Below are 12,203 nucleotides of genomic sequence, written 5' to 3'. Positions count from 1 at the left end.
GTCAATCGCCAATACCGCACCGGGAATCAGACGCTGCGAGATACCGTTGAACGCTTCTGAAAGTTCGGCGACGAACATACGTACGCCCTGGGTGATGATGAAGATCGCCACGGCAAACGAAAAACCAGTCTGCAGGATGTACACCGTCCAGTGCGTTTTCCCCGCCATCGCCTGAACCACATCAATGCCGAAAGAAAGCAGGATCGCCCCGAAGAAAATGGTCATGACAATCGCGGTCGAAACGATGTTGTCATGGAAGATATTCAGCCAGCCAGGCAGTTTCAGATCTTCTACGCTCTCCTCTTTTTTACCCAGATAAGGCGCGACCTTGTAGGCAATCCATGAAGCGAACTGCTGCTGGTGGCCGATGGAAAAACCGCAGCCGTCGGTCACTTCCTGCGTCGGCTTGTACATCATATTGGAGGTAATCCCCCAGTAGAGCGACACCAGCACCGCCGTGCAGATAATGGTGGTCCACATGGAATAGCCGAAGATATAGAAAGAGACCGCAATTAAGCCCGCCTGCTGGAACATGATGTGCCCGGTGAGCATGATGGTGCGAATGCCGGTAATACGCCGCAGCAAGACGTAACAAATGTTCAGCGCCAGCGCCAACAGCACGGCATAACCTACCCAGCTATAAGCGTCTCCCATACGTTCAATGGTTGCCATCATGGAGGCATACGTATCGGAAATCGCACCATTGATACCGTAAACCTCGGACATCTTCGCCACCACCGGTTTAAACGTGCTGGTCAGAATGCCCGATCCCGCCTGCAGCAGCATAAAACCGATAATCGTTTTGATCGTGCCTTTGATAATGACGCTGACGCTTTTGCGCAACAGGATGTAGCCGAGGCAGGTCACAATACCCAACAGCAACGGCGCGTTGGTCATGACCTGATTAAAAAAGACGGTAAAGATGTTGTAGAGGATCTCCATAACGATCTCCAGTAGACAAAGTTGCTGAACATTCATTACAGATGTTCAGGATGTTGTGCCCCCACTCTAATTTTCAAAAGTAATCACAACAAGATTGAATTTGATTAAATGTGATGGAGTACGCAAATAAATCTCTTACCCGAGCCAGGGTTTTATGGAACATTCATAGCGCAAAAAATAAAACTCATAAAAACAATAAAATACAAAAATAGATTGCTACAAAGCATCCCGTTACGTTGTGAGTAATAGACGCTTTACGACGGAATCAGAAAAATCCACGCATTGCCTTCTTGATAAATTGATGTCAGTATCAATCAAAATAAATCATAATTTGATTCAACTTGAACCAACATGAAGGTAAATGCGATGAGTAAAGTAAAAAGCATCACGCGCGAATCATGGATTCTGAGCACATTCCCGGAGTGGGGAAGCTGGCTGAATGAAGAGATCGAACAGGAACAGGTCGCACCTGGCACCTTTGCTATGTGGTGGCTTGGCTGTACCGGAATTTGGCTAAAGTCGGAAGGCGGGACTAACGTCTGCGTCGATTTCTGGTGCGGAACAGGTAAGCAAAGTCACGGTAATCCGCTGATGAAAACCGGTCACCAGATGCAACGCATGGCGGGCGTGAAGAAACTGCAGCCAAACCTGCGTACTACGCCGTTTGTACTTGATCCGTTTGCGATTCGCCAGATCGATGCGGTGCTGGCTACGCACGATCATAACGATCACATCGACGTTAATGTCGCGGCTGCGGTCATGCAGAACTGCGCGGACGACGTGCCGTTTATTGGGCCACAAACCTGTGTGGATCTGTGGGTCGGCTGGGGCGTGCCGAAAGATCGCTGCATCGTGGTAAAACCCGGCGATGTGGTTAAAGTGAAAGATATTGAAATTCATGCGCTTGATGCTTTTGATCGTACCGCGTTGATTACTCTTCCCGCCGATCAGAAAGCGGCGGGCGTGCTGCCGGACGGTATGGACGCGCGCGCCGTTAACTATCTGTTCAAAACACCGGGCGGCACGCTGTATCACAGCGGCGACTCACACTACTCCAACTATTATGCAAAACACGGCAATGAGCATCAGATCGACGTCGCGCTCGGATCCTATGGCGAAAACCCGCGTGGCATTACCGACAAGATGACCAGCTCCGACATGCTGCGTATGGCCGAAGCGTTGAATACAAAAGTCGTCATCCCCTTCCATCATGACATCTGGTCAAATTTCCAGGCCGATCCTCAGGAAATTCGCGTGCTGTGGGAGATGAAAAAAGATCGGCTGAAGTATGGCTTTAAGCCATTCATCTGGCAGGTAGGTGGCAAATTCACCTGGCCGCTGGATAAAGATAACTTTGAATATCACTATCCACGCGGCTTTGATGACTGTTTCACGATTGAACCGGATCTACCGTTTAAATCCTTCTTGTGATTCACACCAAATGCCGGGCATAACCCGGCATTTTTTCCCCATTTACTTTAGTATTTCCAGGCTATTTCAAATATCATCTTTTCAAATCAATTTGTATCGGAATAGCTCATGACTGAAGCACAAAGACATCAAATATTGCTGGATATGCTGGCGCAGTTGGGCTTTGTTACCGTTGAGAACGTAATTGAGCGCCTGGGAATTTCCCCCGCTACAGCCCGCCGGGATATCAACAAACTCGACGAAAGCGGCAAACTCAAGAAAGTTCGTAACGGCGCAGAAGCCATCACGCAGCAGCGCCCGCGCTGGACGCCAATGAATCTGCATCAGGCGCAGAACCACGATGAAAAGGTTCGCATTGCCAAAGCGGCCTCTCAACTGGTGAATGCCGGTGAAAGCGTGGTGATCAACTGCGGATCGACCGCCTTCCTGCTCGGACGTGAAATGTGCGGCAAGCCAGTGCAGATCATCACTAATTATCTGCCGCTGGCGAACTATTTGATCGACCAGGAGCATGAGAGCGTGATCATCATGGGAGGACAATACAACAAAAGCCAATCTATCACGCTTAGCCCACAAGGTAGTGAAAATAGCCTGTATGCCGGGCACTGGATGTTCACCAGCGGCAAAGGGTTAACCGCAGATGGACTGTATAAAACCGATATGCTGACCGCGATGGCGGAGCAGAAGATGCTTAACGTGGTGGGCAAACTGGTGGTGTTGGTCGATAGCAGTAAGGTCGGTGAACGCGCGGGGATGCTGTTCAGCCGCGCCGATCAAATCGATATGCTGATCACCGGCAAAAATGCGGACCCTGAGATCCTGCAACAGCTCGAAGCTCAAGGTGTAAGCATTATGCGCGTTTAAAGGTGCTGGCGGAAAAACGTCACCGTCGCAGCCAGCGCTTCTGGCGTAATGCGGTGGCGTACGCCTGCTTCCCACAGACAGGTCAGGTTATTGTCCAGACCAGCCTGAATCAGCGCCTGCTGTAAGCGAAAAGTTTCAATAGCCGGTACCACATCATCTTCCTGCCCATGCCATAGTAGCAACGGTCTGTCGGCCAGGCGTGGCAACTGGTGCGTCACTTCCCATTCGGCCAGCGGCGCGATGAGGGCATCAAACGCAGCCTGCTGTTCTGGCGTCTGGACCAATAAAGGCGGAAAAAGCGTCTGCGCAAGCCGGGTAAAGTAGCCCGAACCCATCAGGCTGGCTACACATTTCACCTCGGGGTGACGAGCCATAATGCCCAGGGCCGTCATTCCCCCCATTGACGCTCCGCCTACGGCAAGCCGTTCATCTGACAGCCAATTTTCTGCCACCAGCGCCGCACGTAACGTCGAAAATTCCTGCATGTTTTGCTGCAATATGTGCCAAAAGCGGTATATCCGCCCCTGTGCGTCACCCTTGAAGCGGGCACCATGGTCTGGCGCATCTGGCATCACTACCCGGAATCCAGCCTGAGCCAGAGCAACGGCAAAATAGCTGTAGACCAGACTGGAAGATGTAAATCCGTGATAGAAAATAATACAGGGGAGTGAACATGCGCGTTTGCCAGCCGGAACGGCGTGCAGGACAGGGATACCCGCCAACTGTCGTGTTTCAATTTCGATCATTTGTCGCCTCTTTCTTTCTGGTATGCCACGCAGCAATACTTAACGCAAGCGAATGTGTTCGACAATGATTCATAATGTTGAGAACTGGGTTACGCTTTCGCAACATTTTCATTCGAAAATCGCGTGAGAGATAACAATTCGGGAACATTCCCCTAAAGGGAAATTAATAAGGCACTACACTATGGCTATCAGGAAACGAGATAGAGTTATGCGTCGGTTTGCCTCTTTGTTGCTGGTTTTATTTTTAAGCGCCTGTAGCGTGCTACAGGGGACGCCGCAACCCGCACCGCCCGTTGCCGACCACCCGCAGGAGATCCGCCGTAACCAGAGTAATGGGTTACAGCGAATAGGGACGGTTAGCGCGCTGGTAAGAGGCTCACCGGATGATGCGCTGGCTGAAATCCGCGACAAAGCCGTCGCGGCAAAAGCTGATTATTATGTGGTCTTATTAGTCGATGAGACCATTGTGACAGGCCAATGGTATTCACAAGCGATTTTGTATCGTAAATAACATTGGTTTGAAATTTAGTCAGCTTTACATTGCTTTGCGCCCCTATGCGTTTACCTGTGCACAATAAACCAACAGCAGGAAGCTTGAGGTTTATTATCGCGATGGAATGCCCTGCCGTGTGTAGGGGTACGAATAATGGAGCTGACGATGAAACAATCACTTGCCTTATCCTCACTGCTGCTTTCTACCGGACTGGTAGGTACTACGGCGCAGTCTGCCGAGTTCGCCAGTGCTGACTGTGTTACCGGCCTGAACGAAATAGGGCTGATATCCGTCAGTAACATTGCAGGAAATCCGCAGGATGTAGAACGTGTCGTTGCGTTAAAAGCGGATGAACAAGGTGCTTCATGGTATCGGATCATTCAAATGTATGAAGATCAGCACCCCGATAACTGGCGCGTCCAGGCCATACTCTATGCGTAACAGATTGCCGGATGGGGTAAACTTATCCGGCCTGCTTTAATGATAAGACGCGCCAGCGTCGCCATCAGGCATATTATTACCGTAATCCTCCCGTTGCCCGTAGCAGCAGATCATTCTGTACCTGTTCAGACAATCGTCGTCCACCACGTGTATCCAACATCATCTGACACCAGGCCTGCGCCACTGGCGGAGAGGCATAGCGCAACATTTGCGCTCCGCAACCGAGCAGGAAAAGCTGCTGCGTAATCTCCCGTCCCAATTCTTCAATGGGTTTACGCAGGTGTTGCTGCAACTGACGAACCATCCGATCGTAATGACGATCCTGCCCTTTGACCTCGGCAAAGGCTTCGCTGAGCATATCGTAGATACCGGGTTGTTTTGCCAGCACCCGCAATACATCAAGACACATAATATTGCCGGAGCCTTCCCAGATACTGTTTACCGGCATCTCACGGTACAGACGTGGCAGCTCACTCTCCTCGCAGTAGCCAACCCCACCCAATACTTCCATCGCCTCAGCGACAAACGGCATCCCGCTTTTGCAGACAGAATATTTCGCCGCTGGCGTAAACAACCGAGCCCACAGCGCTTCTTTGGCATCAGCGCGGCGGTCCCAGGCCCGTGCCAGCCTAAACAGTAACGCAGTCTGGCCTTCCAGTTGGAGCGCCATTCGGCTTAAGACCTGACGCATCATCGGCTGTTCAATCAATGGCTTGCCAAATACCTGTCGTTGGTGCGCATGATAAATCGCCACGGAAAAGGCACGTCGCATCATGCTATGGCTACCGAGCGCACAGTCAAAACGCGTCATACCACCCATTTTCAGGATATGGCGTATACCTTCTCCTTCTTCGCCCAGCAGCCAGCCAATAGCATCGTGGAATTCGACTTCGCAGCTGGCATTGGAGCGGTTGCCTAACTTATCTTTCAGCCTCTCGAGACGGATAGCATTACGTTGACCATCGGGTAAAAATCGCGGTACAAAAAAGCAGGATAATCCCCCCTTTGCCTGCGCCAGCACCAAATGGGCATCGCTTTGTGGCACAGAGAAAAACCACTTATGTCCCACCAACCGATATGAGCCGTCTGCGAGGCGTTCCGCCTGGGTGGTATTGCTCAACACATCTGAGCCCCCCTGTTTCTCGGTCATTCCCATACCGATCAGCAGCCCACGCTTTTGCCCACCCGGCAATAAATGCGAGTCATAACGGTCACTTAGCAGCGGCGTAAACCAGTCGTGAAATTGTGAAGGTAGCATCTGCAGTAACAGCGGCGTGGCGGCAAAAGTCATGGTTACCGGACACAACGTGCCTGCTTCCACCTGCGCATGCAGCATGAAACGCGCCGCGCGGGCAACAAATGTTCCCTGCCGCGCTTCGTCTTCCCAGGCAAGGTTATGCACGCGGTTGGCGCACAGCCCCTGCATCAGCAAATGCCAGGCAGGATGAAAACGCACATCGTCCAGTCGCTGCCCCTGCGGATCGTAGCGCAAAAGCTCGGGTGGAAAAGCATTAGCCAGGCGACCCAGTTCGAGCGACTCCGCGGCACCTAGCTGCTGGCCAATACTCGCCAACAGATCGCTGTCCCAGCCCGCCCCTTCGCGGATAACCGCTTCGCACAGGGCGCCATCGGACAGGTATAAGTTGCTGTTATTGAGCGGTACAGGTTGGTTAAAAACGGTATGCGTTTGCCAGTGCATTGTGTTTCCCTCCGTCAATGACCGTGGCCTTAAGTATGGCCAGCCAGACAAGAGAGTGCCTGGGATGAAGGTCACAAAAAAGCCATCCCAGGGGATGGCTTGAGAGAAATTGAGAATGAATTAGCCGCGCTGACGAACGGCCTCAAACAGGCAGATGCCGGTCGCGACTGAAACGTTTAGCGACGAAACGCTCCCTGCCATCGGGATACTGATCAGTTCGTCACAATGTTCGCGGGTCAGACGACGCATTCCTTCGCCTTCAGCCCCCATGACCAGCGCCATACGTCCGGTCATTTTGCTCTGATAGAGAGTATGGTCGGCTTCGCCAGCGGTGCCCACAATCCAGATATTCTCTTCCTGCAGCATACGCATCGTGCGCGCCAGGTTAGTTACGCGGATCAGCGGTACGCTTTCAGCCGCGCCACAGGCCACTTTTTTCGCCGTCGCATTCAACTGTGCGGAACGATCCTTCGGTACGATAACCGCATGTACACCAGCAGCATCCGCGCTACGCAGGCATGCGCCCAGGTTATGCGGATCGGTGACGCCATCGAGGATCAAAAAGAACGGCTGATCGAGCGCAGCAATCAGATCCGGTAGATCGTTCTCCTGATACTGACGACCCGGCTTCACGCGCGCAATAATCCCCTGATGTACCGCACCCTCGCTTTTCTCATCCAGGAACTGACGGTTAGCCAACTGAATGACAACGCCCTGCGCTTCCAGTGCATGGATCAACGGCAGCAGGCGTTTATCTTCACGGCCTTTGAGAATAAAGACGTCCTGGAAGCGCTCAGGCGCACGTTCCAGCAGAGCCTGCACCGCGTGGATGCCGTAAATCATTTCACTCATGAATGTACTCGTTAATAGTTTGTGCGTAACGCCGGGCAACATAATAGTTGCCCGACTTACAGTTTATGGCTGTTATTGTGCGACGTTCTTTTTCGCCGCACGTTTAGCTTTGGTGGCGGCAGCGATTTTACGCGTTTTTGCCGATGGCTTTTTCGCTTTTTTATCGCCTTTCTTCTCAGCCGTTTTTTTATCCGCCTGAGGTTTGGCTTTGCCTTTCTTCTCGCCACGGAATGCGCTGTCCGGCTCGAAATTCACCTTTTTGCCCATTTGACGACGTTTACCGGTAGTTTTACCTGCATCGCCTTTTTTAGCTTTTTCGCGTGCGGTTTTGCCCTCATTGCGCGGCGCACGTTCGCTGGAGATCAAACTGAAATCGATTTTACGCTCGTCCATGTTGACCGCTTCCACGCGAACTTCCACGCGATCGCCCAGGCGATACATCTGACCGCTTGACTCACCCGTCAGACGCTGCCCAACCTGGTCAAAGCGATAGTAGTCGTTATCCAGGGAGGAGACATGCACCAGACCGTCGATAAACAGTTCGTCAAGACGGACAAAGAAGCCAAACCCGGTCACGCTGGCAATTACGCCTTTAAAGACGTTACCCACCTGATCCAGCATGAAGTCACACTTCAGCCAGTCAGAGACGTCGCGCGTAGCTTCGTCAGCACGGCGTTCGGCCATCGAACAGTGCTGGCCCAGTTGCAGCATCTCTTCCATTGAATAATGGTAGCCACCGGTTTCCGTGGTGTTGCCTTTATGGCCCTGCTCCTGCGCCAGCAAATATTTAATTGCACGGTGCAAAGAGAGATCCGGGTAACGACGAATCGGCGAGGTAAAGTGCGCATAAGATTGCAGCGCCAGACCAAAGTGACCCCGGTTTTCTGGATCGTAAATCGCCTGCTTCATCGAGCGCAGCAGCATAGTTTGCAGCATTTCCGCGTCAGGACGGTCGGCAATCGACTCCAGCAATTCAGCGTAATCGCGCGGCTCGGGTTTATTGCCGCCAGGCAGTTCCAGGCCCAGTTCGGCCAGTACGGAACGGAAGGAGGTAATCGCTTCGGTCGTCGGCTTATCGTGAATACGGAACAATGCTGGCTCTTTGGCTTTCTCAACGAATCGCGCCGCTGAGATGTTCGCCATGATCATGCACTCTTCAATCAGCTTGTGCGCGTCGTTACGTTGCGTCTGTTCGATACGTTCAATACGACGTTCAGCGTTGAAAATAAACTTCGCTTCTTCACTTTCAAACGAGATACCGCCGCGTTCTTCCCGGGCTTTATCCAGCACTTTGTAGAGATTATGCAGCTCTTCAATATGTTTCACTAACGGCGCATACTGCTCGCGCAGTTCCTGATCGCCCTGCAGCATGTGCCAGACTTTGGTGTAGGTCAGACGCGCATGGGAACTCATTACCGCTTCGTAGAATTTAAAGCCGGTTAACCGACCTTTCGACGAAATGGTCATTTCGCACACCATACACAGACGGTCTACCTGCGGGTTCAGCGAACACAATCCGTTAGACAGCACTTCCGGCAGCATCGGGACAACCTGCGACGGGAAGTAGACAGACGTGCCACGGCTGCGCGCTTCCTGATCCAACGGAGTCGGCGGGCGGACGTAATAGCTTACGTCAGCAATCGCCACCCATAAACGCCAGCCGCCGCCGCGTTTCTTCTCGCAGTAAACCGCATCGTCGAAGTCACGCGCATCTTCGCCATCAATAGTGACCAGCGGGAGATCGCGTAGATCGACACGCCCGACTTTCGCCTCTTCCGGCACTTCTTCTTTCAGCCCGGCAACCTGTTTTTCGACTGCCTGCGGCCAGATATATGGGATTTCATGGGTACGCAGGGCCATATCAACAGCCATGCTGGTGCCCATGTTGTCGCCCAATACTTCAACGATTTTACCCACAGCTTTGGTGCGACGGGTTGGACGCTGGGTCAGCTCAACCACGACCACAAAGCCCATACGCGCCCCCATCACCTCTTCCGGCGGAATAAGGATATCGAAGCTCAGGCGGCTATCGTCCGGGACGACAAACCCGACCCCAGCGTCGGTGAAGTAGCGGCCGACAATCTGGCTGGTTTTCGGCACCAGTACGCGCACAATACGCGCTTCGCGACGACCTTTACGGTCCGCGCCCAGCGGCTGCGCCAGCACCTGATCGCCATGAATGCAGGTTTTCATCTGCTCGCTGGACAGGTACAGGTCATCTTTGCGGCCTTCAACGCGCAGAAAGCCGTAGCCATCACGGTGGCCAATAACGGTACCTTTCAGCAGGTCGAGACGTTCCGGCAGCGCGTAGCACTGACGACGAGTGAAGACCAGTTGCCCGTCACGCTCCATCGCGCGCAGGCGACGACGCAGCGCTTCTTGCTGTTCTTCACCTTCAATGTTGAGTTCAGTGGCCAACTCATCGCGGTTGGCCGGTTTTTCACGTTTAGTTAAATGTTCGAGGATAAATTCCCGGCTCGGGATAGGGTTCGCGTATTTTTCAGCTTCGCGTTCCTGGAAAGGATCTTGTGACATCTCGGTTCCTCCGTTGTCAGCTCTGATGAAGATTTTCGTCACTCCACCAGCAATAATTTATAAAGCGGTTGATTTTCTTCAACCAAATCAGCAAGTGTGTAGTTGTCCAGTTCCGTGAGAAAACTTTGCACTGCTTTAGAAAGCGCCTGTTTGAGTCGGCAGGCAGGGGTTATGTGGCAAAACTCGCTGCTACAGTTGACCAGCGATAAGGGTTCCAGCTCGCGAACCACATCACCAATACAAATATCCTTAGCGGGTTTACCCAGGCGGATACCGCCATTTTTTCCTCGAATAGCAGTAACAAAGCCCGCCCGGCTAAGTTGATTGATTATTTTGACCATATGATTACGGGACACGCCGTAGACTTCTGTCACCTCAGAAATACTGGTCATACGTCCTTCGGGAAGTGACGCCATGTAGATTAGCGCACGTAATCCGTAATCGGTGAAACTTGTTAACTGCACATCAACCTCAGGAAAAGGGATAAAACGGATAAACCTGGTGGTATTAATTATATTGATGATAAACCAGCCACCAGCCAGGTCGCTAATTTATTTCAGTTCGGGAAGGAAAAAAGCGAGGAACTTACGTGATTTTAAGCCGGATTCTAATGCAAAACGCCTCATCCGGCCTAAGATAGTGCAAGCGCAGCGCCATTCGACGCTACGCCATAACCAGAATTATGCGTCGAACGGGTCGCGCAGGATCATGGTTTCAGTACGGTCTGGGCCAGTTGAGATAATATCAATCGGCACACCGGTCAGTTCTTCAATACGCTTGATGTAGTTCAGCGCCGCCTGCGGCAGACCACTACGTTCCTTCACGCCAAAGGTGGATTCAGACCAGCCTGGCATGGTTTCGTAAATCGGCTCGATACCTTTCCAGTCGTCAGCCGCCAGCGGGGTAGTCGTAACTTCACGGCCATCCGGCATACGGTAAGCGACACAGATTTTCACCTCTTTCAAACCGTCCAGTACGTCCAGTTTGGTCAGGCAGAAGCCAGACAGGGAGTTAATCTGTACTGCACGACGTACGGCAACGGAGTCCAGCCAACCGGTACGACGACGACGACCAGTGGTTGCGCCATACTCGTTACCTTGTTTGCACAGGAACTCGCCAACGTCATCAAACAGCTCTGTCGGGAACGGACCCGCGCCAACACGAGTAGAGTAAGCTTTGATGATACCCAGCACGTAATCCACATAACGTGGGCCCAGGCCGGAGCCAGTCGCCACGCCACCCGCGGTGGTGTTGGAGGAGGTTACGTACGGATAAGTACCGTGGTCGATATCCAGCAGCGTACCCTGCGCGCCTTCGAACATGACGAAATCGCCACGCTTACGCGCCTGGTCCAGCAGATCGGAAACATCAACAACCATAGAAGTCAGGATGTCGGCAATCGCCATCACATCATCCAGCACTTTCTGGTAGTCAACCGCTTCGACTTTATAGAAATTCACCAACTGGAAGTTGTGATATTCCATCACTTCTTTCAGTTTTTCAGCGAAGGTTGCTTTATCAAACAGATCGCCAACGCGCAGACCGCGACGAGCCACTTTATCTTCATAAGCCGGGCCGATACCGCGACCGGTAGTACCGATCGCTTTCTCGCCACGCGCTTTCTCACGAGCGTTATCCAACGCAACGTGATAATCAAGGATCAGCGGACAAGCTTCAGACAGCAGCAGGCGCTCGCGAACCGGGATACCACGATCTTCCAGCCCTTTCATTTCTTTCATCAGCGCGGACGGAGACAGTACAACACCGTTACCGATGATGCTGATGACATTCTCGCGAAGAATACCTGATGGAATAAGATGGAGGACGGTTTTTTCACCGTTGATTACGAGAGTATGGCCTGCGTTGTGTCCACCCTGGTAGCGCACAACATATTTAGCCCGTTCAGTCAGAAGATCGACGATCTTACCTTTACCTTCGTCACCCCATTGGGTGCCCAGTACGACGACGTTGTTACCCATTTTTCAAAATCACCGTTTGCTTAAAAATGGATTCTACCACCGCTTTTTCAGATATACAGCACTTTTTGCATGCTAAAATCCGCAAATTAGGCTACTTATTGATCAGCCAATCGTTTTCCTCAACATGTAGTAGACCACAACGCCCGCAACCACAAGACCTCCACCAAAACGACGCAAAGTATTTTCGGGGAGTTGCGCCATCGCGGAGATCATTTTCTTCC

At 52.2% G+C, this 12,203-nt stretch carries 12 protein-coding genes; 4 read left to right on the top strand and 8 right to left on the bottom strand.

Annotation, left to right across the window (positions count from 1 at the left end; genetic code table 11):
- The coding region (locus KQJ18_RS16600) for a PTS transporter subunit IIC (protein WP_216422333.1) at positions 1 to 942 on the bottom strand (942 nt) is incomplete at its 3' end.
- 366 nt (positions 943 to 1,308) lie between these two features.
- Between KQJ18_RS16600 and ulaG the strand changes: the two genes are divergently transcribed.
- Positions 1,309 to 2,373, top strand: a complete 1,065-nt coding sequence (gene ulaG / locus KQJ18_RS16595; protein WP_038636551.1) for an L-ascorbate 6-phosphate lactonase — start codon at positions 1,309 to 1,311, stop codon at positions 2,371 to 2,373.
- Between the two features lie 108 nt (positions 2,374 to 2,481).
- Positions 2,482 to 3,237, top strand: a complete 756-nt coding sequence (ulaR, locus tag KQJ18_RS16590) for an HTH-type transcriptional regulator UlaR (RefSeq protein WP_006686325.1) — start codon at positions 2,482 to 2,484, stop codon at positions 3,235 to 3,237.
- Here ulaR and yjfP read toward each other — a convergent pair.
- A complete protein-coding gene (gene yjfP, locus KQJ18_RS16585) occupies positions 3,234 to 3,983 on the bottom strand; it encodes an esterase (protein WP_085048467.1) in 750 nt (249 codons plus the stop codon). The two genes, ulaR and yjfP, sit on opposite strands and share 4 nt — an antisense overlap.
- Before the next feature lie 181 nt (positions 3,984 to 4,164).
- Between yjfP and bsmA the strand changes: the two genes are divergently transcribed.
- Together bsmA and yjfN are read left to right on the top strand one after the other, a co-directional pair.
- Positions 4,165 to 4,494 carry a biofilm peroxide resistance protein BsmA gene (gene bsmA / locus KQJ18_RS16580; RefSeq protein WP_038636544.1) on the top strand — a complete coding sequence of 110 codons (330 nt, stop codon included), beginning with the start codon at positions 4,165 to 4,167 and terminating at the stop codon, positions 4,492 to 4,494.
- A gap of 147 nt (positions 4,495 to 4,641) precedes the next feature.
- Entirely contained in the window at positions 4,642 to 4,917 is a 276-nt protein-coding gene (yjfN, locus tag KQJ18_RS16575) for a DUF1471 family protease activator YjfN (protein WP_077223936.1), read from the top strand.
- A gap of 76 nt (positions 4,918 to 4,993) precedes the next feature.
- On the opposite strand, the gene KQJ18_RS16570 is transcribed toward yjfN, so the two are convergent.
- The 6 genes from KQJ18_RS16570 to KQJ18_RS16545 all read right to left on the bottom strand — a co-directional run.
- Positions 4,994 to 6,616, bottom strand: coding sequence for an isovaleryl-CoA dehydrogenase (locus KQJ18_RS16570; RefSeq protein WP_216422332.1), 1,623 nt, complete (start codon positions 6,614 to 6,616; stop codon positions 4,994 to 4,996).
- 120 nt (positions 6,617 to 6,736) lie between these two features.
- On the bottom strand, positions 6,737 to 7,468 hold the full coding sequence (gene rlmB, locus KQJ18_RS16565) for a 23S rRNA (guanosine(2251)-2'-O)-methyltransferase RlmB (RefSeq protein WP_038636534.1): 732 nt from the start codon (positions 7,466 to 7,468) through the stop codon (positions 6,737 to 6,739).
- A 72-nt stretch (positions 7,469 to 7,540) separates the two neighbouring features.
- A complete protein-coding gene (gene rnr / locus KQJ18_RS16560; RefSeq protein WP_216422331.1) occupies positions 7,541 to 10,003 on the bottom strand; it encodes a ribonuclease R in 2,463 nt (820 codons plus the stop codon).
- A gap of 38 nt (positions 10,004 to 10,041) precedes the next feature.
- The gene (gene nsrR / locus KQJ18_RS16555; protein ID WP_038636528.1) at positions 10,042 to 10,467 is read right to left on the bottom strand and encodes a nitric oxide-sensing transcriptional repressor NsrR; all 426 of its coding nucleotides are present in this window, start codon (positions 10,465 to 10,467) and stop codon (positions 10,042 to 10,044) included.
- Between the two features lie 216 nt (positions 10,468 to 10,683).
- Positions 10,684 to 11,982, bottom strand: a complete 1,299-nt coding sequence (gene purA / locus KQJ18_RS16550; RefSeq protein ID WP_003025606.1) for an adenylosuccinate synthase — start codon at positions 11,980 to 11,982, stop codon at positions 10,684 to 10,686.
- Positions 11,983 to 12,084: 102 nt separating this feature from the next.
- The coding region (locus KQJ18_RS16545; protein ID WP_216422334.1) for a DUF2065 family protein at positions 12,085 to 12,203 on the bottom strand (119 nt) is incomplete at its 5' end.

This window comes from Citrobacter sp. S55_ASV_140, from assembly GCF_018919505.1.
GTDB classification, from domain to species: domain Bacteria; phylum Pseudomonadota; class Gammaproteobacteria; order Enterobacterales; family Enterobacteriaceae; genus Citrobacter; species Citrobacter werkmanii.
Note: the sequence above shows the minus strand (reverse complement) of the source record. Positions and strands in the feature narration are given on the sequence as shown.